Genomic DNA, 24,334 nt, shown 5'->3' with positions numbered 1-24,334 from the left:
ATGCGCACGCTCTGTTCCTCCACCCTGATCGGCGAGTTCTTCGTCATCGGCTTCGCCGCCCTGGTCGCCATGAAGGACCCCGACCTGTCCACCGCCACGGTGTGGCTGGTCAGCGGCATCGCGATGTTCCTCTGCGTGGCCCTGTGCGGCGTGCTCACCCGCCCCGGCGGCGTCGCCCTCGGCTGGGCCCTCCAGATCGCCCTGATCGCCTCCGGGATCTTCGTCCCGACCATGTACTTCATGGGCGCGATCTTCGCCGGCCTGTGGTGGGCCTCCGTCCACTACGGAAAAAAGATCGACGAGGCCAAGGCCCGCTTCACAACCCAACCCACCCAGGACAGCCCATCGGGCGCGTGAGGACGAACGCCGGTCCGCACCCTCTCCCAGCCCGTCGGGCGCGTGGGGACGAGGGCCGGTCCGCACCCTCTCCCAGCCCGTCGGGCGCGTGGGGATGAGGGCCGGTCGGTACTCCCTCTCAGCCCGTCGGGCGCATGAGGACGAGGGCCGGTCGGCGCCTCCTCCCAGCCTGTTGGGTGTGTGGAGATGAACGCCGGTCCGCACCCTCTCCCAGCCCGTCGGGCGCGTGGGGACGAGGGCCGGTCGGTACTCCCTCTCAGCCTGTTGGGTGTGTGGGGACGAGGGTTGGTCGGTGCCTCCTCTCGGCCCGTTGGGCGTGTGAGGACGAGGTCCGGCCGGTACTCCCTCTGAGCCCGTCGGGGGGCGTGAGGACGAAGGCTGGTCCGCACCCCCTCTGAGCCCGTCGGGGGGCGTGAGGACGAAGGCTGGTCCGCACCCCCTCCCAGCCCGTCGGGGGGCGTGAGGACGAAGGCTGGTCCGTACCCCCTGCCAGCCCGTCCGGAGTTTGAGGGCGAGGCCGTTCGGGCCGAGGCGGGGGGTCGGGGGCGGCGGCCCCCGAAGACGGTGGCAGCGACCGACCCGGACACTGTGCGACGGGCGTTCAGACCAGCCCTGTAGCCTCTCCTCACCGCACCCGGCCAGTACCGAAGGAGCTCACCCGTGACCCAGCGCACCCTCGTCCTGCTCAAGCCCGACGCCGTCCGTCGGGGCCTGACCGGCGAGATCATCAGCCGAATCGAGCGCAAGGCCGGCTGGCAGATCACCGCGCTGGAGCTGCGCACCCTGGAGCGCGCCACGCTGGAGCAGCACTACGCCGAGCACGTCGGCAAGCCGTTCTACGAGCCGCTGGTCGAGTTCATGTCCGCCGGCCCGTCCGTCGCCCTGATCGTCGAGGGCGAGCGGGTCATCGAGGGCATCCGCGCCCTGGCCGGCCCCACCGACCCGATCGCCGCCGCCCCCGGCTCCATCCGCGGCGACTTCGGCGTGATCGTCCGCGAGAACCTGATCCACGCCTCCGACTCGGAGGAGTCCGCCGAGCGCGAGGTCAAGATCTTCTTCCCCGGCCGCGCGTAGTCGCGAGGACCCCGTAAAGGGCCCGTACGGAGTTTTCGTGGAAGTTCTTGACGAGGCGTCAGCCCGCTGAGCTGCGTGACCTGGGACGGCCGAACGATTTCGGCCGTCCCTCGGCATATGCGTGCCGATCGGGGGAACGAGTGGCCCCGTCGGACCGTCTCCACAAGCGAGGCGGCCGTACACGTGCTGACAATGGCGAAGACCCTCGCGCAGTGTTCGTGCAGGCGCGTCTACGATGTAAGCCTTCACGTCACAGCACCCACTTCGCCGACCTGAAATGCCCTCAAAAGCTCCCGGGAAGGCCAGACGAATCCTGATGGGGAACTCAATGTCGTTCATCGGCCGTGACATGGCTGTCGACCTCGGGACCGCCAACACGCTGGTGTACGTCAGGGGTCGCGGGATCGTACTCAACGAGCCGTCCGTTGTCGCGATCAACACGAACACCGGTGGAATTCTGGCGGTCGGCGCGGAGGCGAAGAAGATGATCGGGCGCACGCCCGGCAACATCGTCGCCGTGCGCCCGCTGAAGGACGGCGTGATCGCCGACTTCGAGATCACCGAGCGGATGCTCCGCTACTTCATCCTGAAGATCCACAAGCGCCGCTACCTCGCCCGGCCGCGCGTCGTCGTGTGCGTGCCCTCCGGCATCACCGGCGTCGAGCGCCGCGCCGTCATCGAGGCGTCGTCTCAGGCCGGTGCCCGCCAGGTGCACATCATCGAGGAGCCCATGGCCGCCGCCATCGGCTCGGGCCTGCCGGTCCACGAGGCCACCGGCAACATGGTGGTGGACATCGGCGGCGGCACCACGGAGGTCGCGGTCATCTCGCTCGGCGGCATCGTCACCGCCCAGTCCATCCGCGTCGCGGGCGACGAACTGGACAACGCGATCATCCAGCACATCAAGAAGGAGTACTCGCTCCTCCTCGGTGAGCGGACGGCCGAACAGATCAAGATCACGATCGGTTCCGCGTACGACCTCGACTCCGACGAGCACACCGAGATCCGCGGCCGGGACCTGGTCTCCGGCCTGCCCAAGACCGTCGTCATCTCGGCCGCCGAGGTCCGCAAGGCGATCGAGGAGCCGGTCAACGCGATCGTCGACGCCGTCAAGACCACGCTCGACAAGTGCCCGCCGGAGCTGTCCGGCGACATCATGGACAGGGGAATCGTTCTGACCGGCGGCGGAGCCCTGCTGCGCGGTCTGGACGAGCGGCTGCGACGGGAGACCGGCATGCCGATCCACATCGCCGAGGACCCGCTGGACAGCGTGGCGCTCGGCTCCGGCAAGTGCGTCGAGGAGTTCGAGGCGCTCCAGCAGGTCCTGGACGCCCAGCCGCGCAGATGACGTAACTCTTCGATTCCGCCGTACGAGATGATCCCCTCTCGTACGGCGGATCGTTGATATGGAGGCATAGGCTCGCACCGGGCGGGTTCTCCACCCCCCCCACAAGCCTCCGCACCCCCACCCCCCCCACATGCTTCACAAGCTCCCGCAATCCCAATCAAGCTCCGCAAGTTCCTATTGAGGAAGGCACGGCCGCCGCACGTGAGGGACACGAAAGAGAGCCGGCTGCTCCTGGTGCTGCTGATCGCCATCGCGTTCGCGCTGATCACGGTGGACATCCGAGGTGGCAGGAACTCCCCGGTCGACGGCGCCCGGCAGGCCGCGGCAGCGGTCTTCGGCCCGATCGAGAACGGCATGTCGACGGTGGTGGACCCGGTCGGAAACGCCGTCTCCGCCGTCCGTGACTCCGGCGAACGGCACGACCGGCTGGCCCGGCTGGAGAAGCAGAACGCGACCCTCAAGGCGAAACTCGGCAGCGACGACCGCAACCGCAGCCGCCTGAGCCAGCTCGAGAAGATGCTCAACGTCGCCGCCGAGGGCCAGTACGGCATCAAGGGCGCCCAGGTCATCGCCATAGGGTCGGCGCAGGGCTTCTCCTGGACCGTCACCATCGACGTCGGCTACAACGACGGCATCAAGCGTGACATGACCGTCCTCAACGGCAACGGCCTGGTCGGCCGCGTGACCACGGTCGGCCCGGACGCCTCCACCGTGCTGCTCGCCAACGACCCCGACTTCACCGTCGGCACCCGCATGGAGGGCAGCGACGAACTCGGCTTCGCCTCCGGCCAGGGCGACCGCCCGCTGCGCGTCGAACTCCTCGACAGCAAGGCCGAGGTGAAGAAGGGCGACCGGCTCGTCACCTTCGGCTCGCAGGGCGACAAGCCGTTCGTGCCCGGCGTCCCGGTCGGCACGGTCACCAGCGTCGACCCCTCCAACGGCGGCCTGACCCGCACGCTGTACGTCACGCCGTTCGTGTCCTTCACCAAGCTCGACATCGTCGGCGTGGTCGTCCAGGCACCGAAGAAGGACCCGCGCGACGAGGTGCTCCCGGCCAAGCCCAGGCCGACCCCGACCCCGACGGTGACCGTCACGGTCACCCCGTCCGCGGACGCGAGCACCAACGCGTCCAACACCACCGGCGAGCAGCAGTAGGAGCTGAATCCCCCATGCGTGTCAACCGGATCCTGCTCTCCTCCGCCCTGGTCGTCGTCGCCCTGGTGATCCAGGTGAGCGTCCTCGCCCGCCTCCACCTGCCCGGCGCCGTCCCCGACCTCATGCTGCTCACCGTCCTCGGCCTCGCCATGGTCTACGGCCATGTGGGCGGCGCCCTCGTCGGCTTCGGGGCCGGACTCCTCGCCGACCTCGCGCCGCCGGCCGACCACGCGGCCGGCCGCTACGCCCTGGTGCTCTGCGTCGTCGGCTACTGCGCCGGCCTCATCAAGCCGGAGAACGGCCGCCTGAAGTCCGCGACCGGCCCGATGCTCGTCGTGGTCGCCGCCGCCGTCGGCTCCACCCTGCTGTACGCCGGCGTCGGCGCCCTCGTCGGCGACACCGCCGCCCGGCACGTCGGCATGACCAGTCTGCTGATCACGGCCGCCCTCTACGACCTGCTGCTCGCCCCGTTCGTGGTCCCCGGTGTCATGGCCCTGGCCCGCCGCGCCGACAACGACCCGCTCACCGAGGCCAACTCCGGCGGCAAGGCCGGCGACATCTCCTCCGGCTGGATCTCCTCCGGCACCGGGATGCGCATCGGCGGCCAGCGCGGCGGCCTCGGCAGCCTCAGGGCCAGGGCCCGCACCCGCAACGTCCGCGTCGGCCGCATCAAGGGGGTCAAGCGCCTGTGAGGACGGCGGAGTTCACCCGGACGGGTGCACGGGGGCGGAACGCGGTCTCACAGGTCGATCGTTCATCATTCGTACGCGCACGCGCATTTGTGCCGGGAGAGGGGGAGGCAGCCCAGTGACCAACATTCCCGAGACCGGTCGGACCCCACGCGTCCAGATCCGTCTCGTCGTCATCCAGATCCTCGTCCTCTCCCTGCTCGGCACCCTCGGCGGCCGCCTGTGGTACCTGCAGATCCGCGAGGGCGCCGAGTACCAGAAGGAGGCCTCCGGCAACCACGTCCAGCAGGTCGTCGACCCCGCCGTGCGCGGATCGATCCTGGACGCCCGCGGAGTCCCCCTCGCGGACAACGAGACCCGGCTGGTGGTCTCCGCCTCCCGCACCGACCTGCTCAAGCAGAAGGACGACGGCAAGGCGGTCCTGACCAAGCTCGCGGGCGTCCTCGGGATGAAGCCCGAGGAGGTCATGCAGAAGGTCCGCCTCTGCGACGCCAAGACCCCCCAGCCCTGCTGGAACGGCTCGCCGTACCAGCCGATCCCGATCACCGACGAGGCCACCGCCAAGCAGGCCCTGCAGATCCGCGAGCGCTCCGAGGACTTCCCCGGCATCACCGCCGAGCCCGAGGCCGTCCGCCGGTACGCGGGCCCCGGCAAGTCCAACACCGCCCAGGTTCTCGGCTACCTCTCCCCAGTCACCGACGACGAGATCCAGCAGGCCAAGGACACCTCCTCGCCGTACCTGCGCTCCGACCAGGTCGGCCGCTCGGGCCTGGAGCGCGAGTACGACAAGGAACTGCGCGGCAAGGCGGGCGTCACCCGCTACGAGGTCGACAACCTCGGCCGCGTCATCGGCAAGGCCAGGTCCGATGCCGCCGAGCCCGGTTCGAACCTGGTCACCAGCATCGACTCCCGCGTCCAGCGGGTCGCCGAGTACGAGCTGGACACGGCGATGAAGGCCGCCCGCAAGCAGTACGACAGCATCACCCACGAGAACTACAAGGCCGACTCCGGCGCCGTCATCGTGATGGAGGCCAAGACCGGCCGGATCGTCGCCATGGCCTCCGCCCCCACCTACGACCCCAACGTCTGGGTCGGCGGCATCTCCGCCAAGGACTACAAGGCCCTCACCGGCAAGAACTCCGACTACCCGCTGCTCAACCGGGCCATACAGGGTCAGGCGGCCCCCGGTTCGACGTTCAAGGTCGTCTCCACCGCCGCCGCGGTCAACGCCGGCTACGCGTGGGACGGCGGCTACCCCTGCACCAGCTCCTACTCGGTGGGCGGCCAGGTCTTCAAGAACTTCGAGGGCGAGAACTTCGGCGACATCTCCCTGGGCCGCGCCCTGGAGGTCTCCTGCGACACCGTCTTCTACGGCCTCGCCGACCGCGAGTGGAAGAAGGACGGCGGCATCAACCCCAAGGCGGGCGAGCCGAAGGACTACTTCTTCAAGACCGCCCACCAGTTCGGCCTCGGCAAGGAGACCGGCATCGACCTGCCCAACGAGGTCACCGGCCGCGTCCCCGACCGCCAGTGGAAGATCGACTACTGGAAGGCGAACAAGGACGCCTGGTGCAAGTCCGGGAAGAAGGACGGCACCTACGTCGAGAAGATCGAGTACGAGAACTGCCTCGAAGGCAACAAGATGCGCGAGGGCGACGAGATCAACTACTCCATCGGCCAGGGCGACACCCTCGTCACGCCGATACAGGAGGCGATGATCTACGGCGCCGTGGCCAACGGCGGCACCGAGTACCAGCCGACCATCGGCAAGGCGATCATCAGCGCCGACGGCAGGACCGTCCAGGAGATCAAGCCCAAGGTGGTCCGCAAGCTGCCGGTCACCCAGGCCACCCTCAAGGGCATGGACGAGGCCTTCGCGGGCGTCATCACCCGCGGTACGGCGGCCTGGAAGTTCGGCGGCTGGCCGCAGAACAAGATCGCCCTGCACGGCAAGACCGGTACCGCCGAGGTCTACGGCAAGCAGACCACGTCGTGGCTGGCCACCTACAGCAAGGACTACACGGTCATCATGACCATCGCCCAGGCCGGTACCGGTTCCGGTGCCTCCGGTGAGGCGGTCCGCAACATCTACAGCGCGCTGTACGGTGTCTCGGCCGACGGCTCCGTCGACAAGAACAAGGCACTGCTCTACACCCCGCAGCAGGGCCTGCCGAAGGTCCGCACGGACGGCACGATCGACTCCCCGAAGGTGTCCAAGGACCCGGCGAAGGACTTCCAGGTCTACTCCCAGCAGGGCGACAAGAGCACCGGCGACGGGCAGACCCCGGCCGCCACCACGGCCTCACCGTCCACGGGCAACCGCAACACCCGCAGGCGAGCCCGCAAGCGCGGAAGCCGGAGGATGCTCACATGACCGGCGTCAACAGCTTCTCCGTCTCCGGATACGGCCCGGCCCGGGCCGGCTGGACCCGGGTCCTCGCCCGGGACTCGCTCGCCCGCCGCCTGGACTGGCCGATGCTGCTGGCCGCCCTCGCCCTGTCCCTGCTCGGCTCGGTGCTGGTCTACTCGGCCACCCGCAACCGCACCGAGATCAACCAGGGCGACCAGTACTACTTCCTGGTCCGGCACCTGATGAACATGGGCATCGGGCTCGCCCTGATGATCGGCACCATCTGGGTCGGCCACCGCCAGCTCCGCAACGCCGTACCGATCCTCTACGGCCTCTCGCTGGCCGGCATCCTCGCGGTGCTGACCCCGCTGGGCGCCACCATCAACGGCAGCCGCAACTGGATCGTCCTCGGCGGCGGGTTCTCGCTGCAGCCCGCCGAGTTCGTCAAGATCACGATCATTCTGGGCATGGCGATGATACTGGCGGCGCGGGTGGACGCCGGTGACAAGAAGTACCCGGACCACCGCACCGTCCTGCAGTCCCTGGGCCTGGCCGCGGTCCCGATCATGGTCGTGCTGCTCATGCCCGACCTCGGCACGGTCCTGGTCATGGTGACCATCATCCTCGGCGTGCTGCTCGCCTCCGGCGCCTCCAACCGCTGGGTCTTCGGCCTGCTCGCCGCGGGCGTGGTCGGCTGTGTCGCCATCTGGCAGCTGCACATCCTCGACGAGTACCAGATCGCCCGCTTCGCCGCCTTCGCCAACCCCAGCCTCGACCCGGCCGGCGTCGGCTACAACACCAACCAGGCCCGCATCGCCATCGGCTCCGGCGGCCTGACCGGCGCGGGCCTCTTCCACGGCTCGCAGACCACCGGCCAGTTCGTCCCCGAGCAGCAGACCGACTTCGTCTTCACGGTCGCGGGGGAGGAGCTGGGCTTCGTCGGCGCGGGACTGATCATCGTGCTCCTCGGCGTCGTCCTGTGGCGCGCCTGCCGGATCGCCCGCGAGACGACCGAGCTGTACGGCACGATCGTGGCGGCGGGGATCGTGGCCTGGTTCGCGTTCCAGGCGTTCGAGAACATCGGCATGACCCTCGGCATCATGCCGGTCACCGGCCTGCCGCTGCCGTTCGTGTCGTACGGCGGTTCGTCGATGTTCGCGGTGTGGGTGGCGGTGGGTCTGCTGCAGTCGATCAGGGTGCAGCGGCCGATGTCGGCATAGGCGACCCCGCCCGGGGAACCCAGGGAGGTGAACACGCCACAACGGCTTGTTCACCTCCCGTACGAATTCAGTTTTCCTGCGATTTACTCTCTTTGGCCTCTGCCTCTACGGCGGCCCGACCACTAGATTCAACTCATGGCGGATACGAAGCGTGAAATCGAGCGCAAGTACGAATCCGAGGACAGCGGCCTGCCCGACCTGACCGGCGTCGCCGGCGTGGCGAACGTCGTGGACAAGGGCACCGCCGACCTCGACGCGACCTACCACGACACCTCCGACCTGCGCCTGGCCTCGGCCAAGGTCACCCTGCGCCGCCGCAGCGGAGGCAGCGACGCCGGCTGGCACCTCAAACTCCCCGTCGCCCCCGGCGTCCGGGACGAGATCCACGCCCCCCTCTCCGACACGCTCCCCGACGAACTCGCCGCCCTGGCCCGCTCCCGGGTCCGCGAGGGGCAGCTGGTCCCGGTGATCCGGCTGCGCACCACCCGCGACATCCGGCACCTCGTCGACGCCGACGGCGCCCTGCTCGCCGAGGTGAGCGTGGACCGCGTCCGGGCCGACCGGCTCTTCGGCGGCGACGGCAAGGCCCAGTGGACCGAGATCGAGGTGGAACTCGCCGACGGCGGCGACCCCGCCTTCCTCGACAAGGTGGAGAAACGATTGGGCAAGGCGGGCGTACGCCCCTCGAAGTCCGCGTCCAAGCTCGCCCGCGCCCTCGCCGAGACCAAGGGCGGCAAGCCCCGCCGGCCGAAGACCGGGCCCGCCGCGCCCCGCACGGCCGGCGACCACGTCATGGCCTACGTCCGCGACCAGCGCGACGCCGTCGTCGAGCTCGACCCGGCCGTCCGCCTGGACACCGAGGAGGGCGTCCACGACATGCGGGTCGCCACCCGCCGCCTGCGCAGCACCTTCCGCACCTTCGGCAAGGTCCTCGACCGCCGGGTCACCGACCCGATCGCCGACGAGCTGAAATGGCTCGCCGGCGAACTGGGCGTCGGCCGCGACCAGGAGGTCCTCGCCGAACGCCTGAAGGCAGACCTCGCCGCCGTACCCCCCGCCCTCGTCGACGGCCCCGTCGACGACCGCCTGCGCCACTGGGCCGAGGCGAGTGAACGCGGCTCCCGCAGCCGGCTCCTCGGCGTCCTCGACTCCAAGCGCTACCTGGCGCTCCTCGACACCCTCGACTCCCTCGCCGCCGACCCGCCCCTGCTGAAGGCCGCCGCCGGCGACCCCGAGGAGATCCTCGCCAAAGCCGTCCACAAGGACTTCGCCAAGGTCACCGACCTGATCGAGACCGCCATGGCCCAGCCCCCCGGCCACGACCGCGACCTCGGCCTGCACGAGGCCCGCAAGAAGGCCAAACGCACCCGCTACGCCGCCGAGACGGCCCGCCCCGCCCTCGGCGGACCGGCGAAGACCCTGCTCAAGTCCATGAAGTCCCTGCAGACCCTGCTCGGCGAACACCAGGACAGCGTCATGGCCCGCGAAACCCTGCGCGAGCTGTCCGCGGTGGCCCACGCGGCCGGGGAGAGCACGTTCACCTACGGGCTGCTCTACGGCCACGAGGAGCAGCGCGCGGCGGCGGTGGAGGCCGAGACCCCCGGGGCCTGGGCGGCGATCAAGGCCGGGGCGCCGGTGTGATCCGGACGTACGGGGGAGTCCGCCGACCGGGTTAGGCTTGATGGTCACCCTCCCCGGTCACGGCCGGGGAGCCGCCCCAGCCTCCGGCCGGGGAGCCCCCAGCCACCTCACAAAGGTCCGCGAGATGCCTGCCGAAGCCGCCGCCCAGGTCGCTGAGTCTGTGTTCCCGCAGCTCGAAGCTCTGCTCCCGCATGTACAGAAGCCGATCCAGTACGTCGGCGGGGAGCTCAACTCCACGGTCAAGCCGTGGGAGACCTGCGACGTCCGCTGGGCGCTCATGTACCCGGACGCCTACGAGGTCGGCCTGCCCAACCAGGGCGTCATGATCCTCTACGAGGTCCTCAACGAGCAGGAGGGCGTCCTCGCCGAGCGCACCTACAGCGTGTGGCCGGACCTGGAGGCGCTGATGCGCGAGCACCGGGTCCCGCAGTTCACGGTGGACAGCCACCGCCCGGTGAAGGCCTTCGACGTGTTCGGCCTGTCCTTCTCCACCGAGCTGGGCTACACGAACATGCTCACGGCCCTGGACCTGGCCGGCATCCCCCTGGAGTCCAAGGACCGCACCCTCGACGACCCGATCGTCCTGGCCGGCGGCCACGCGGCCTTCAACCCGGAACCGATCGCGGACTTCATCGACGCGGCGATCATCGGCGACGGCGAACAGGCCGTCCTCGACATGACGAGGATCATCCGCGACTGGAAGGCGGAGGGCCGCCCCGGCGGCCGCGAGGAGGTCCTCCTCCGCCTCGCGAAGACCGGCTCCGTCTACATCCCGGCCTTCTACGACGTCGAGTACCTCCCCGACGGCCGCATCGCCCGCGTGGTCCCCAACCGGTCCGGCGTCCCGTGGCGCGTCTCCAAGCACACGGTCATGGACCTGGACGAGTGGCCCTACCCCAAGCAGCCCCTCGTCCCCCTGGCCGAGACGGTCCACGAGCGCATGTCCGTCGAGATCTTCCGCGGCTGCACCCGCGGCTGCCGCTTCTGCCAGGCCGGCATGATCACCCGACCGGTCCGCGAACGCTCCATCACCGGCATCGGCGAGATGGTCGACAAGGGCCTCAAGGCGACCGGCTTCGAGGAGGTCGGCCTGCTCTCCCTCTCCTCCGCGGACCACTCCGAGATCGGCGACATCGCCAAGGGCCTGGCCGACCGCTACACCGAGGACAAGATCGGCCTCTCCCTGCCCTCCACCCGCGTCGACGCCTTCAACATCGACCTGGCCAACGAACTGACCCGCAACGGCCGCCGCTCGGGCCTCACCTTCGCCCCCGAGGGCGGCTCGGAACGCATCCGCAAGGTCATCAACAAGATGGTCTCCGAGGACGACCTCATCCGTACGGTCTCCACGGCCTACGGCAACGGCTGGCGCCAGGTGAAGCTCTACTTCATGTGCGGCCTGCCCACCGAGACCGACGAGGACGTCCTCCAGATCGCCGACATGGCGATGAACGTGATCGCCGAGGGCCGCAAGGTCTCCGGCCAGAACGACATCCGCTGCACGGTCTCGATCGGCGGCTTCGTCCCCAAGCCCCACACCCCCTTCCAGTGGGCGCCGCAGCTCTCCGCCGAGGAGACGGACGCTCGCCTCACGAAGCTCCGCGACAAGATCCGCGGCGACAAGAAGTACGGCCGCTCCATCGGCTTCCGCTACCACGACGGCAAGCCCGGCATCGTCGAGGGCCTCCTCTCCCGCGGCGACCGCCGCATCGGCGCCGTCATCCGCGCCGTCTACGAGGACGGCGGCCGCTTCGACGGCTGGCGCGAGCACTTCTCCTACGACCGCTGGATGGCCTGCGCCGACAAGGCCCTCGCCCCCGCCGGCGTCGACGTCGACTGGTACACCACCCGCGAGCGCGCCTACGAGGAGGTCCTCCCCTGGGACCACCTCGACTCCGGCCTCGACAAGGACTGGCTCTGGGAGGACTGGCAGGACGCCCTCGACGAGACAGAGGTCGAGGACTGCCGCTGGACCCCGTGCTTCGACTGCGGGGTGTGCCCGGCCATGGACACCCAGATCCAGGTGGGGCCGACCGGGAAGAAGCTTCTTCCGCTGACCGTGGTGAACAAGTAGGTCGATCGCGCCCTGCGGGAACGCCCGCAGGGCCCACCGGCTACGGGACGAGCACGATCCTGCCGAACACCTCGCCCGCATCCATCGTGCGGTGCGCGAGCACGGCCTGTTCCAACGGCAGCAACTCGTGCACCACCGTGCGGAGTTCACCGCGACCCGCCGCGGCGAACTGTTCGGTCCGGACGGCACGTCGCGCGGGCGCGCTCACGGTGTCGGCGCTGAACGTCGCGAACGACATGGACTTCCGGAACGCCGCCATCATGCTCATCCCGAAGTCGGCCGGCGGAGGTCCGCCGACCATGCCGACGGCCACCATGCGGCCGTTCGGGTTGAGCCGCTCGAAGAACGAGGGCATGTCCGTACCCGCGACGATGTCGATGACGACGTCGTAGCCGGCCGGAGCGTCCTCGTCCCCCGCGCCGGAACGGTCCAGGACATGTGTCGCGCCGAGCTTGCGCAGGCGCTCGCCGCGCTTCGCCGACGATGTCGTGACAGCCACCGCACCGGCACCGGCACCGGCACCGGCCGCGAGCTGGACCGCCATGATCCCGATGCTGCCGGCCGCGCCGCGTACCAGCACCGACTCGCTGGGGCCGAAGCGGGCGTGGGAGAGAGCGAAGTGGGCCACCACTCCGGAGCTTCCGAGCGTCACCGCGTCGGCGGCGGACAGGTCCGCGGGGAGGGGGAGGATCTCCTCGACCGGGACGACGGCCTGCTCCGCGTAGCCGCCGCCCAGGCCGGTGGACGCCCACACGCGCCGACCGATCCATGACATGTCGACCTCGTCGCCGACCGCTGTCACCGTGCCCGCCACTTCGCCGCCGGGGACATGGCCTTCCCTGAAGCCGTAGGCGGCCAAGGCGCCGCTTCGGATCAGGGTGTCGACACCGCCGACGCCGATCGCCTCGGTGTCGATCAGCACATGCCCACGGGTGGGGACCGGGGTCGGAAGGTCGATGACCGCCAGACCTTCGGCGCTTCCGAACGCCCGGATCGTGACTGCTTTCAAGGTCGTCTCCTGCTCCTGGGACCGGTGGGGACGGAGCCGCCCGCCGATCCCGGACGCTAACGGACGCCTGCGTCCGTTTCGCTGAAGTGAGAGCGGTGACCGACCGTTTGCCTCAGACCCTGCGCTCGGACGCCCAGGGCAACCGCGAACGCATCCTGGACGCGGCGCAAGAACGCCGCGCCGGCCCCAGCTGCGAGCAGGCACACGCACTGAGGTGAGCGGGGCGCTCGACCGGGGCATCGAGGCGTCGGCGGGCGCAGCGCAGCCGTCGAGTCAGGCGCGGGGTGGCTCCCGTTCGGCGCCGGAGGAAGTCGTACAGGTCGGCGATCAACTGACCGTCGTGGTCGTGGACGTCGACCGGGAGCGGCGCCGGTTGTCGCTCTCTCTGCGACAGGCGTGAGCTGTCGCGGAGAGGGCCACGGGCGTAAGTGAGTGACAGGGGCGTTCACCCGGCATCCGGGCCGTAGAGCGCGGCGATGTTCTGAGACGTCGCCCACCGGCTGTAGGTGGGGGACTGGGGCCAGCCCGCCGGTGAGTCCTGCCACTCCTCCTGGCGGCCGTACGGCAGGAGGTCGATCATTGCGAAGCTGTGGCTGAGCTGCTCGGTGCCCCGGCCGTCGGTGTGCCAGGTGCGGTAGACGGTGTCGCCGTGGCGCAGGAACACGTTGACCGCGAATCCTGCGTCGGGCGGTGCCCCTACGTCCGACCCGAACGGGCTGTTCGCGGTCGAGTACCACGCCATCCGGTTGCCGACCCGCTGCTTGTAGGCGAGTGCCTCATCGATCGGTCCCTGGGTGACGACGACGAAACGCGCATCGTAGTTGTCCAGGAACTCCAGGCGGGTGTACTGCGAGGTGAACCCGGTACAGCCCGGGCACTGCCATTCCTTGCCGGTGAACCACATGTGGTTGTAGACGATCAGCTGGCTCTTCCCCTCGAAGACGTCCGCCAGCCGAACGGAGCCGTCCGCGCCTTCGAGTGTGTAGTCGGGCATCTCGACCATCGGCAGGCGGCGGCGCTCGGCGGCGATGGCGTCGAGCTCCCGCGTCGCGGCCTTCTCCCGGGCTCGCAGCGCCTGGAGCCGGTGTTCCCACGTCGTGGCGTCGACGACGGGCGGTAGCGCGATGTCGGTCCTGGTCATGGTTCCCTCACAGTTCTCGTACGCGGCTTCTGCCGGTACGGAGGCAGACTCCACGGGCCCGCGGAACTGATCGGTCGGCCGGTGAACGCGGCGGACGGCGCCGGTCCGGATCAGTCCCCGAGGAACGCCGGGACATCGGCGCGGGTCGGGTAGTCCGGCAGGGGCGCCCGCCGGTCCTGAAGGAACGCGGTGATGACGGCGACGGCCCGTTCGTTGTTGTCGTCGAGCCCGTTCCACATGTGGTGTCCCACCCCTGGCATGTACTGCGTGCGCCGGACGGCGGGGTCGTCCGCGAGGACGGCGGTCGCCCATTCACGGAGCTGGGAGGAGCACTCGGCGATCATCAGCATCGCGGGGGTCCGCGAGCGTCTCAGCTGCGGGGCGATGGAGGGGGAGTCCTTGACCGTCTGCTGGATGCGGAGGCTGGCGGCCGGGCTGAAGGAGAAGTTCTGTGCCGTGTCCTCGGCGGGGATGCGGTGCGCGTCGCGTGCGCAGTAGCCGGACGCGGTGTCGCCGCCGAGATCGGCTGCGGTGAACGCGTTGTCGCCCTCGGCCTGTCCGATCAGTCCGGTGCCGGGGGTGAGCAGCCCGAGCCGCATGAGGCCGAACGCGACGGCGTAGCGCGGAACATGCGTCGACCGCGGTCCGGTCGGCGCAGGCGCGAGGCCGCGCGCGGATCGGCGGCCCTCGTGCCCGGCGATCCGCGCCGTCGGGCCGTCCATCGGGCCGGGCTCGGCGATGATCGCCCGGTGCAGGCGTGCGGCCGTGTGCGGGTCGGCCAGCGCCCGGGTGAGCACGACCGCACCCGAGGAGAACCCGAGGACGTCGACGCCGCCCCTGCCCAGGCGGTCGACGAAGGCGGCCAGGTCGCGGACCGACCTGGAGATCGTGTACTGGTCCATGGGAAGCAGGTCGCTGCGGCCGCCGCCGGCCTGTTCGTAGGCGTAGACGTCATAGCCCTGCCGCGCCAGGAGCCGCAGGAAGCGGTGGTCGAGCAACGAGATGCCGCGGACCGGGCCGCCGTTGAGGTACACCAAAGGAATCCGGTGCCGGGCGCCGGTGTTGGCGGGCGGGTAGTGGTACACCGCGACCCGGCTGCCCGTGGCCAGGTTCCAGTGCTGCGTGGCCACGGACGGCAGGGCGGGCGGGTAGCGCCGTGCGGTGGGGGCGCCGGGTATGCAGACCGACGCCGCCAGGGCCGCGGCGACGACCACCGGCAGGAACATCATCAGCCGGGCCCGCCCGGGGCGGCGCCGGCCCCGCCGGAGTGCGGCGCCGGTGGCGATGCCCAGGGTCGCCGACCACGCGGCGAGCCCCGAACCCGCCCCGTCCGTGACGACGAGCAGTGCGAGAAAGACGACGAGCAGCGCCACGACCGCTGCCAGAGCGAGGAGCAAGCGGGCTGTGAAGCGGGCTGCGGGACGGACGAGGCGTTTGGCGGACGTAGGCACGACGGTTCCCCAGTGGTTTCAGAACGCTGTTCTGAAACGACGTTATCAGTCCGGGTAGGCTGCTCGTCGTGGGTAGGCCGAGAACGAACGACGAGGAAGTCAAGGAGCGGCTCGTGGCGTGCGCGACCGAGCTGCTCGCCACCGGTCCGCAGGAGTCCGTCACGGTGCGCGCCGTGGCCGCCGCCGCCGGCGCGTCGACGACTGCGGTGTACTCCCTGTTCGGCGGCAAGGACGGACTGATCGGCGAGGTGCGCGACAGAGCTGTCCTCGGACTCTTCCGGGGGCTGTCCGCGGTGCCCGCCTCCGGGCAGCCCCTCGCCGACATCCACGCGCTTGCCGTCGCGTACCGCCGGTGGGCGGGCGAACACAGCCACCTCTACGCGGTGCTGTTCGGCGGGGTGCAGTCCTTCGACCCGTCGGGCGCGGTCTCCGCCGGCGACCCGGTCCGGCCGCTCCTCGCAGCGATCGACCGCGGCCTGGCGGAATCCCTCATCGAGGGCGAGAGGACGTCGATCGCCCTCTCCGTCTGGGTGACCCTGCACGGGCTGGTGACACTCGAACTGGCCGGGGCCCTCGACACCGCCACCGCCGAGGCCACCTTCCGGTCGACGATCGACGCCACCCTCCGCGGCTGGACGACCCCGGCGGTGTTCCGCAGCCTTCGGCGCGCCGAACCAGCCCCGTGACATCGGTTGTGGCAGCGGTCGTGGCAGGACGATTCGCCCCGCCCCGCCCCGCCGCGTCGTTGCGTGCGGCGCCTCGCGCTCGCCCGGCCGGCCTTCCCCCGGCTCTCGGACGCCGGATCGCCTGAACGGGTCTCAGGGGATGCTCCCGCGCCGTCCGGGACGCCGACTTGAAGGGGCGGGACCAAGGTGCCCGACAACCACTTCACCCGGCCCTTGATCCTGCCGCCCGAGCTGTACGCCTGGGGGTTCCCGTGACCGCTGACGACGCCCGTCCCTCCCGGCGCACCGTACTGCGGGACATGGCGGCCGCCGGGGCGGCCGTCGCCGTACCCGGCCCGGTACTGACGGCCTGTTCGGGGCCCCTGGAGACGGAGGCCGCGCCTGCTTCGCCGAGCCCCCGGACCTCGCCGAGCGCGCCGGGCGGCGGACTCACCTCCAACGGCTACGGGCACACCGACGCCGACTTCGCCCGTGCCCGCCTCTCCCGCGACCGCGTCCAGCAGTGGGAGGACGGGTTCCGCACGGCCGCGGACAACGACGACCCCGACGTCTTCGAGTGGTGGTACTCCGACTTCACCGGGGACGACGGAACGGTGGTCTCCTTCACCCTGAGCACCCGTCTCGACGACGGTTTCGTCCCGGAGCCGGGCGAGGCCGGCCGCAGACCCAAGGCCGGCGTCATCATCACCGATCCGGACGGCACCGGGCACGGCGGCACCCACACCTACGGCTGGAGCGACTTCAGCAGTTCCACGGAACACTGCGACGTACGCCTCGGCCCCTTCACCTTCACCGGCGACCTGAAGACGTACCGCATGCGGGGCCGGTCGGGCGACGTGGGCGTCGACCTCACCCTGACCAGCGTGGTCCGGCCGTTCCGCCCGGGCACCGGCATCATCCGCTTCGGCGACACGGACAAGTACTTCGGCTGGCTCTGCGTCGTTCCGTCCGGGACCGTCACCGGAACGGTCACCGTCAACGGGAAGCAGCGGTCCTTCACCGGACACGGCTACCACGACCGCAACTGGGGCAACCGGCCCTTCCCCTGCGGCGTCGAACACTGGCGCTGGGGACGCGGCTCCGTCGGCCCCTTCTCGGTGATCGGCGCCGACCTCCACCTGCGCGAGGAGTACGGCTCCGCCACCGTCCCCGTGTTCCTCGTCGACGACACCACGACCGGGAAACGCCTGGTCGGCGCCTACGATGCGGCCACCGTGACCGCCACGGAATCCGCCCCCGTGCCGCACCCCGAGGCCGCCTACCCCAAGGACTACTACGGCACCGTCCACTGGAACTTCGCGAGCGGCGACGACAGGGCCGACTGCACCTTCACCGACACGAGCCGGCTCATCGTCACACGCCAGTACGCCACGCGCCCCACGCCGGCCCAGAAGACCGCCCTGGACCACCTCGGGATCGACGCGATCTGGTACACCCGCTACGCCGCCGGCAACAGCCTCACACTCGAACTCGCCGACGCCCACACGTCGGGCAGCGGAACGGGAACCCTCGAAGCCGCCCAGTTCGGCCTCACCACGGCCCCGCCGAGGGGCGGCCCGGATGCCGTTCCGCCGGGCGGGTGACAGACTGAGGTCCGGAGCCGGGTGACCGTGGCGGACAGCTCGGGCGGCCCCGTCCGTCCCCGCTCCGCGCGACCCAGCAGCGATCGGCCCGTTCGCCGGCCAGTCGGGAACTCCCCATGACTTCTGAAGCGCGGTACTCCCCGCGGGAAACCGCTCTGCTGATCGTCGACCCCTGCAACGACTTCCTGTCCGAGGGCGGAAAACTGTGGCCCCGGGCGAAGGAGGTGGCGGAGCGGGTCGGGCTGCCCGACCACATGCGTGCCGTACTGGCCACCGCCCGCGGCCACGGCTGCCGCGTCCTCGTCGTGCCCCACCACCGGACGGTACCGGGCGACTACCGCACCTGGGACCACCTGTCGCCGTCCCAGCAGCGCACCATGGCCGACCAGACGTTCGCGGAAGGAAGCCGGGGAGGCGAGTGGCACCCCGACTTCCGGCCGCGCGAGGACGAGATCGTCGTACGGCAGCACTGGGCCTCCAGCGGGTTCGCCGACACCGACCTCGACCTGATGCTCAAGCAGCACCGCATCCGCAAGATCGTGATCATCGGCATGCGGGCCAACACCTGCATCGACACCACCGCGCGCTTCGGACAGGAACTCGGCTACCACGTCACCCTCGTCCGCGACGCCATCGGCTCCTTCAGCTGGGCGGAGATGACAGCGACGCTCGATCTCAACGCGCCCCTGTACGCCCACGCCGTGCTCACCACCGAAGAGTTCACCGGCCTCGCGGACGACGGGGACGTGGGCGGCCCTGGAGCCGTTCCTGGAGCCGTTCCTGGAGCCGTCGCCGGAGCCGTCGCCGGAGCCGCCCCCGGAGTCGGTCAGGGAGTCGGCCATGGAGTCGGTCATGGCCGGTGAGCCGAGCGGCGCGCACGGAGAACTGGCCGGGCAGACGGTCGTCGTGGTGGGCGGCAGCGCCGGCATCGGGCTGGAGACGGCACGCCAGGTGCGGGCGGCCGGCGGCGACCTGGTGCTGGTGGCGCGCAACGCCGAGCGCCTGCGGCGGGCCGCGGACGAACTGCACCCGCTGAGCACGGCCGCGTTCGACGCCCAGGACACCGCCCGACTGGAGGGTTTCCTCGGGGAGCTGCCCGGACGGGTCGACCACGTGCTGGTGACGGCGGGCAGCCCGTCGTACACCCCGCTCGGCGAACTCGATCCCGCCGACGCCGCCCGGGACTTCGGCACGCGGCTCGCCGTGATGCTGGCGGTGGCGCGGGCGGGCCGGGAGAAGGTCAGAGCCGGGGGAACGCTGCTGTTCATCGGCGGCACCGGCGGCCGACGGCCCGCGCCCGGGATGGCCGTCGCGGGCGCGGTCACCGCGGCGCTGCCGGCGCTCACCGCCAACCTGGCCCTGGAGATCGCCCCGGTCCGGGTCAACCTCATCGCCGCCGGGTTCGTGGACACCCCGCTGTCCGCCGCCCTCCTCGGGGACCGACTGGAGGAACGGCGTGAGGAGTTGCGCAGGACGCTGCCCATCGGCCGGGTGGTCGGCCCGGCGGACGTGGCCGCTCTCGCCGTACACATCATGGTCAACGACGCCCTCACCGGCGCCACTTACGACATCGACGGCGGTCAGCAACTGCTCGCCCACTGACCGCCCGCGCCCGCCGGCATCCCCTGCGCCCTCACACGCCGCCGCACGCCTTCGAACATCCCTGAACGTCCCTGCACGTCCACGAGACGGGAGACGCAAGCCATGGACATGAAACTGGAGGTCGTCGTCGTGCCGGTCACCGACGTCGACCGGGCCAAGGACTTCTACACCACGCTGGGCTGGCGGCTCGACGCGGACATCGCGGGCGACGGGGACTTCCGGGTCGTGCAGGTGACCCCGCCGGGCTCCCCGGCGTCGGTCATCTTCGGCTCCTCGGTCACCGACCAGGCTCCGGGCTCGGCCCAGGGCCTGCACCTGATCGTCGACGACATCGGGACCGCCCACGACGAACTCGCCCGGCAGGGCGCCCACCCGAGCGACGTGTTCCACGACGCCGGCGGTGTCTTCCACCACGCCGGCGCCGACGCCCGGGTGGCCGGCCCCGACGGCAGCTACGGGTCCTTCCTGTCGTTCAGCGACCCGGACGGCAACGGCTGGCTCCTCCAGGAGGTCACCACCCGGCTCCCGGGACGGCTCGACCCCGCCACCACCGCCTTCTCCTCCGCGGGTGACCTGGCGGACGCGCTGCGCCGGGCCGCGGCCGCACACGGCGAGCACGAGGCACGCACCGGTGTCGAGGACCCGGACTGGCCCGACTGGTACGCGCGCTACCTGGTGAGCGAGCAGGCCGGGACCGAACCGCCCACGTGAGCCGGCCGCGGAGAGTGACCAGCAGCCTTCCTTCCGCTCCGACCTGCTGTGAGGTGCCCCACGGGCCCTTGTCCGCGCCCGGAAGGCTTACCTAAATTCGGTTATATGTCCGACAAAGATGCCTCCCTTCCCGCCGAGCCGGTCGAGTTCTCCGTCGACCTCACCGGTCACGAGCTGACCCGCCGCGCCCATGTCATGGCGGCGCTCGGCGACGACTGGGACCCCGTCGAGACGGTGCGCGGCGAGGAGGAGGCGTACGACCTGCTGTACTCCGGCCTCGACCCGGAACAGCAGCGCCTGTACGACACCCTCCTCGCGGCCGGTGTCCTTCCGCGCCGCGGCGGCGGTGACGGCCCGGCCGCCTGAACCACCCCCGAGGGGTGAGGCTGTCCCCGGCGGCCGGCGGGAGCATGGTCGGTCCGGAAGGGCGGGTGGGCCATGGGCGACGACAGAGACGGCGGAGTCGGCAGCGCCGACCGCATCGCGGAGTTCATCGAGCCGCTGCGGGTGAAACCCGGCAGCAGGGTGCGACTGGCCGAGGACTTCGACCCCGGCTTCAGAGCGGGCATCCGCAAGAAGCAGGACGGCGTCGAACTGCTCCGCGGCGGTATCGAACTGCTGGCGGACTACCAGCGGCGGCTGGCCGCCCAGGACACCTACGGCGTGCTGTTCTGTCTGCAGGCCCTGGACGCCGGCGGCAAGGACGGCACCATCCGCCACGTCATGAGCGGAGTGAACCCGCAGGGCGTGCGCGTGGTCGGTTTCAAGGTCCCCTCGAACGACGAACTCGACCACGACTACCTGTGGCGTTACTCCCGGAACCTGCCCGGCCGCGGCGAGATCGGCATCTTCAACCGCTCCCACTACGAGGAAGTGCTCGTGGTGCGGGTGCACCCCGAAAACCTGCGCCGCCAGAAGCTGCCCGACGCGGCCCGCGGCCCGGACGTGTGGGAGCGGCGCTACCGCGAGATCAACGACTGGGAGCGCTACCTGACCGACAACGGCTTCAGGATCGTGAAAATCTTCCTGAACCTGTCGAAGGAAGAACAGCGCACCCGTTTCCTCAAACGCATCGACGTACCCGAACGGAACTGGAAGTTCTCGTCGGCCGACGTGCGTGAACGGGCCTACTGGGACGACTACCAGCATGCGTTTTCGCAGATGTTGTCCGCCACCAGTACGCACTGGGCGCCCTGGTACGTCGTTCCCGCCGACCACAAGTGGTTCGCCCGGGTCTGCGCGGCCGCCGTCCTGGTGCACACCCTGATGGACATCGACCCGCAGTACCCGCAGGTCAGCGACGAGAAACGGCGTGAGCTCGCCGAGATCAGGCAGGACCTGGAGGCGGAGGCACCCGCAGGTGCGGCCCCGGACCCGTACGAGGCGGCAGAGAAGCAGAACGGGCCGAAAACCAAGAAATCCAAGAAAACCAAGAAGAACGGGAAGCGCGAGAAGGGCGAGAAAAACAAGAAGAACGAGAAGGCGTTTTCGTGACCGCGCCGGCAGACGTCCCGCAGGGCCGGGCGGCCGACGGCAGGCCGTGGTACGCGTGTCCGCCCGAGCAGGTGGCCGCCGCCTTCGATGTGGATCCGGCCGCCGGGTTGTCCACCGCCCGCGCCGCGGAACTGCTGCGGACCCACGGCCCGAACGCGCTGCCCGAGGAGAAGCCGCTGCCGGGCTGGCGCCGTTACCTCGCCCAGTACCGCAGCTACATGCAACTGGTCCTGGTGGCCGCCGCCGTCGTCTCACTCGTCATCAAGGAGTGGAGCACCGGGATCCTGCTGCTCGTGCTGACCGTCGTCAACGCGGTCGCCGGGATGCGCCAGGAGGGCAAGGCGGACAGCGCCATGAACGCGCTGAAGTCGATGATGAAGACCAGCGCGCGCGTGCGCAGGGACGGCACCGAGTCGAAGATCCCGGCCGAGGAGGTCGTACCGGGTGACGTGGTGCTGCTCGCGGCCGGCGACGAGGTGCCGGCGGACGGCCGGGTCGTCACGGCGAACGCCCTGCAGATAGACGAGTCGGCGCTGACCGGTGAGAGCGTGCCGGCCGCGAAGGAGGCGGGCACCCTCACCGCCGGCGACCTGCCACCGGGGGAGCGCCGGAACATGGCGTTCATGAACACTCCCGTCACCCACGGCAGCGGCACGGTGGTGGTCACGGCGACCGGCGTGGACACCGAGCTCGGCCGCATCTCGGGCATGCTGTCGACCACCCGCCGGGAGGCCTCGCCGCTGACCCGGGAGATGGACCGGCTCACCCTGTGGATCACGGGTACGGCCGGGGTGACGATGATCCTGATGTTCGTGCTCGGCCGCGGCCGGGGCACCGCATGGGACGCGCTGTTCGTCAGCGCCGTCTCGCTGGCCATCGCCGCCATTCCCGAGGCGCTGCCCACCGTCTCCCAGACGATCCTGTCCATCGGGGCCGTCGACCTGTCGAAACGACAGGCCATCGTGAAGGACCTGCCGTCGGTGGAGGCCCTGGGTTTCACCTCGGCGATCAACTCCGACAAGACCGGCACGCTCACCATGAACCAGATGACGGCCGTGGAGGTCGTCGACGCCGGCGACCGCTACACCGTCTCCGGCACCGGCTACGGCCTGGAGGGCAGGATCCGGCACCCGGTGGGCAGCTCCCCGGACATGACCGACGCGATCCTGCCCTACCTGGTCGCCAACGACGCCCGGCTGGTGGACGGCAAGGTCGTCGGCGACCCCACCGAGGGCGCCCTGCTGGTCCTCGGCCACAAGGCCGGCCTGGACGTCGACGCCACCCGGGAACGGCTGCCCCGGCTCGCCGTCCTGCCCTTCGACCCCGCCTACAAGCTGATGGCCACCTTCAACCGGGCGACCGACGGGGAAGGCCGCCCCGTCGTGCGCTGCTTCGTGAAGGGCGCGGCGCCCGCCGTGATGGACCGCGCCGCCACGGCCCTCAGGCAGGGCACCTCCGTCCCCTGGGACGAGGAACTGCGGCAGCGGGCGCAGGAACAGGTCGAACGGATGGGCGGCGAAGGCCTGCGGGTGATGGCCGCGGCCCGCCGCGACCTCGACCCGGCGGCGTTCGACCCGGACGGCGACCTCCTCGGTTACGTCACCGGCCTGCAGATGACCAGCCTGGTCGGCATGGTCGACCCGCCGCGCGCCGAGTCGAAGGCCGCGGTCGCCGACGCGCAGTCCGCGCACATCAGGGTCCGCATGGTGACCGGCGACGACGTCGTCACCGGCGCCGCCATCGCCCGGCAGCTCGGCATCGAGGGCGAGGCCGTGCTGGGCGCGGACTTCGCAGCCCTGCCGGAGAGCGAACGGCTCGCCAGGATCGACGGCATCGGGGTCGTCGGCCGGGTCGCGCCCGAGCACAAGGTGCTGCTCGCCGAGACGCTGAAGAAGAAGGGCAACGTCGTCGCCATGACCGGCGACGGCGTCAACGACGCGCCCGCGATCAAGGCGGCCGACGTCGGCATCGCCATGGGGTCCGGCACCGAGGTCGCCAAGAACGCCGGCCGTATGGTCCTCGCCGACGACAACTTCGCCACGATCGTCTTCGCCGTCGAACAGGGCCGCAAGATCTACGACAACCTCACCAAATACATCCGGTTCGTGCTCGTCCTGCTCGTCGTTTTCGTGCTGACGTTCCTCGGCGCGACCCTGTTCGACATCGCCGCCGGCGAGCCGTTCACCCCTGCGCAGGTGCTGTGGATCCACTTCTTCGTCAACGCGGCCTTCGGTTTCGCGCTCGGCTTCGACCGGCAGAGCCCCGGTCTGATGGCCCGCCGCCCGCGACCGCGCGGCGCGCACGTGCTCACCCGGGGCGTCATGCTCACCGTCGGACTGTCCGGCCTGGTCATCACCATCGGCCTGCTCTGCCTGATCGACCTCGGCACCTCCCGCTACGACAGCGTCGCGATCGGCCAGTCGATGGCGTTCACGTCCTTCGCGCTCTGCCTGATCGTGGCCGCCCTGGAGTGCCGCAGCGAACGCGACACCGTGCTCACCACCGCCAGCTTCGACAGCAAGCAGATGAACCGGGCCATGCTGATCGAGTTCGTCCTCGCGGTCCTGGTCACCCAGATGGACGCCTTCCGCAGGCTGCTCGGGACGACCGAACTGAACCTCGCCCAGTTCGCCTGGACGCTGCTCCCGGCGCTCGCGCTGCTCGCACTGTGGGAGACCGGCAAGTTCCTCGCCCGCTGGAACGGCAGGCCGGCCCCCCGGACCTGACCGACGCGCCTCGGACCGGGCCT

Annotated in this window: 21 protein-coding genes; 18 read left to right on the top strand and 3 right to left on the bottom strand. The window is 70.4% G+C overall.

Translation table 11 applies throughout. The annotated features are described in order from the left end of the window. The 9 genes from ACGF5O_RS05260 (at window position 1) to ACGF5O_RS05220 (ending at window position 11,908) form a co-directional block, all read left to right on the top strand. On the top strand, window positions 1-357 hold the full coding sequence (locus ACGF5O_RS05260; protein ID WP_393808568.1) for a DUF4233 domain-containing protein: 357 nt from the start codon (window positions 1-3) through the stop codon (window positions 355-357). Window positions 358-1,017: 660 nt separating this feature from the next. Beyond that, complete coding sequence (gene ndk / locus ACGF5O_RS05255) at window positions 1,018-1,431, top strand: nucleoside-diphosphate kinase (protein ID WP_093503045.1); 414 nt, start codon at window positions 1,018-1,020, stop codon at window positions 1,429-1,431. A gap of 328 nt (window positions 1,432-1,759) precedes the next feature. Further along, window positions 1,760-2,779: a rod shape-determining protein gene (locus tag ACGF5O_RS05250; protein WP_004001297.1), complete on the top strand. Its 1,020-nt coding sequence runs from the start codon at window positions 1,760-1,762 to the stop codon at window positions 2,777-2,779. Between the two features lie 201 nt (window positions 2,780-2,980). Next, complete coding sequence (mreC, locus tag ACGF5O_RS05245; protein ID WP_393808567.1) at window positions 2,981-3,934, top strand: rod shape-determining protein MreC; 954 nt, start codon at window positions 2,981-2,983, stop codon at window positions 3,932-3,934. Window positions 3,935-3,948: 14 nt separating this feature from the next. Beyond that, complete coding sequence (gene mreD, locus ACGF5O_RS05240; protein WP_393808566.1) at window positions 3,949-4,626, top strand: rod shape-determining protein MreD; 678 nt, start codon at window positions 3,949-3,951, stop codon at window positions 4,624-4,626. A gap of 115 nt (window positions 4,627-4,741) precedes the next feature. Further along, the gene (mrdA, locus tag ACGF5O_RS05235) at window positions 4,742-6,997 is read left to right on the top strand and encodes a penicillin-binding protein 2 (RefSeq protein WP_393808565.1); all 2,256 of its coding nucleotides are present in this window, start codon (window positions 4,742-4,744) and stop codon (window positions 6,995-6,997) included. Then, a complete protein-coding gene (rodA, locus tag ACGF5O_RS05230) occupies window positions 6,994-8,193 on the top strand; it encodes a rod shape-determining protein RodA (RefSeq protein WP_393808564.1) in 1,200 nt (399 codons plus the stop codon). Before mrdA ends, rodA begins: the two co-directional genes overlap by 4 nt. 135 nt (window positions 8,194-8,328) lie before the next feature. After that, window positions 8,329-9,834, top strand: coding sequence for a CHAD domain-containing protein (locus ACGF5O_RS05225; RefSeq protein WP_393808563.1), 1,506 nt, complete (start codon window positions 8,329-8,331; stop codon window positions 9,832-9,834). A gap of 124 nt (window positions 9,835-9,958) precedes the next feature. Further along, window positions 9,959-11,908, top strand: a complete 1,950-nt coding sequence (locus tag ACGF5O_RS05220) for a TIGR03960 family B12-binding radical SAM protein (RefSeq protein WP_393808562.1) — start codon at window positions 9,959-9,961, stop codon at window positions 11,906-11,908. 40 nt (window positions 11,909-11,948) lie between these two features. Here ACGF5O_RS05220 and ACGF5O_RS05215 read toward each other — a convergent pair whose 3' ends face one another. Continuing rightward, window positions 11,949-12,917 (bottom strand): zinc-binding dehydrogenase, encoded by a 969-nt coding sequence (locus tag ACGF5O_RS05215; protein ID WP_393808561.1) that lies wholly within the window; start codon window positions 12,915-12,917, stop codon window positions 11,949-11,951. Window positions 12,918-13,131: 214 nt separating this feature from the next. Between ACGF5O_RS05215 and ACGF5O_RS05210 the strand changes: the two genes are divergently transcribed. Then, window positions 13,132-13,317 carry a S1 RNA-binding domain-containing protein gene (locus tag ACGF5O_RS05210; protein WP_393808560.1) on the top strand — a complete coding sequence of 62 codons (186 nt, stop codon included), beginning with the start codon at window positions 13,132-13,134 and terminating at the stop codon, window positions 13,315-13,317. 45 nt (window positions 13,318-13,362) lie between these two features. Here ACGF5O_RS05210 and ACGF5O_RS05205 read toward each other — a convergent pair whose 3' ends face one another. Together ACGF5O_RS05205 and ACGF5O_RS05200 are read right to left on the bottom strand one after the other, a co-directional pair. Beyond that, window positions 13,363-14,058 (bottom strand): DUF899 domain-containing protein, encoded by a 696-nt coding sequence (locus tag ACGF5O_RS05205; RefSeq protein ID WP_393808559.1) that lies wholly within the window; start codon window positions 14,056-14,058, stop codon window positions 13,363-13,365. A 110-nt stretch (window positions 14,059-14,168) separates the two neighbouring features. Beyond that, on the bottom strand, window positions 14,169-15,509 hold the full coding sequence (locus ACGF5O_RS05200) for an alpha/beta hydrolase (protein WP_393808558.1): 1,341 nt from the start codon (window positions 15,507-15,509) through the stop codon (window positions 14,169-14,171). 68 nt (window positions 15,510-15,577) lie between these two features. On the opposite strand from ACGF5O_RS05200, the gene ACGF5O_RS05195 reads away from it, so the two are divergent. The 8 genes from ACGF5O_RS05195 (at window position 15,578) to ACGF5O_RS05160 (ending at window position 24,311) form a co-directional block, all read left to right on the top strand. Next, window positions 15,578-16,195 carry a WHG domain-containing protein gene (locus tag ACGF5O_RS05195; protein ID WP_393808557.1) on the top strand — a complete coding sequence of 206 codons (618 nt, stop codon included), beginning with the start codon at window positions 15,578-15,580 and terminating at the stop codon, window positions 16,193-16,195. 251 nt (window positions 16,196-16,446) lie between these two features. Continuing rightward, window positions 16,447-17,778, top strand: coding sequence for a lipocalin-like domain-containing protein (locus ACGF5O_RS05190; protein WP_393808556.1), 1,332 nt, complete (start codon window positions 16,447-16,449; stop codon window positions 17,776-17,778). A 116-nt stretch (window positions 17,779-17,894) separates the two neighbouring features. Then, window positions 17,895-18,641 (top strand): isochorismatase family cysteine hydrolase, encoded by a 747-nt coding sequence (locus tag ACGF5O_RS05185; RefSeq protein ID WP_393808555.1) that lies wholly within the window; start codon window positions 17,895-17,897, stop codon window positions 18,639-18,641. Beyond that, the gene (locus ACGF5O_RS05180; protein ID WP_393808554.1) at window positions 18,619-19,380 is read left to right on the top strand and encodes an SDR family oxidoreductase; all 762 of its coding nucleotides are present in this window, start codon (window positions 18,619-18,621) and stop codon (window positions 19,378-19,380) included. Before ACGF5O_RS05185 ends, ACGF5O_RS05180 begins: the two co-directional genes overlap by 23 nt. A 102-nt stretch (window positions 19,381-19,482) precedes the next feature. Then, complete coding sequence (locus ACGF5O_RS05175; protein WP_393808553.1) at window positions 19,483-20,091, top strand: VOC family protein; 609 nt, start codon at window positions 19,483-19,485, stop codon at window positions 20,089-20,091. A gap of 105 nt (window positions 20,092-20,196) precedes the next feature. Beyond that, complete coding sequence (locus ACGF5O_RS05170; RefSeq protein WP_393808552.1) at window positions 20,197-20,457, top strand: DUF6400 family protein; 261 nt, start codon at window positions 20,197-20,199, stop codon at window positions 20,455-20,457. A 72-nt stretch (window positions 20,458-20,529) separates the two neighbouring features. Continuing rightward, window positions 20,530-21,585 carry a polyphosphate kinase 2 family protein gene (locus ACGF5O_RS05165; protein ID WP_393808551.1) on the top strand — a complete coding sequence of 352 codons (1,056 nt, stop codon included), beginning with the start codon at window positions 20,530-20,532 and terminating at the stop codon, window positions 21,583-21,585. Then, window positions 21,582-24,311, top strand: coding sequence for a cation-translocating P-type ATPase (locus ACGF5O_RS05160; RefSeq protein WP_393808550.1), 2,730 nt, complete (start codon window positions 21,582-21,584; stop codon window positions 24,309-24,311). Before ACGF5O_RS05165 ends, ACGF5O_RS05160 begins: the two co-directional genes overlap by 4 nt. The last annotated feature ends 23 nt before the right edge of the window (window positions 24,312-24,334 follow it).

It is taken from the genome of Streptomyces sp. NPDC048291 (genome assembly GCF_043201715.1).
Lineage (GTDB): Bacteria > Actinomycetota > Actinomycetes > Streptomycetales > Streptomycetaceae > Streptomyces.
The sequence above is the reverse complement of the archived record's forward strand: the minus strand, read 5'-3'. Positions and strand labels throughout refer to the sequence as shown.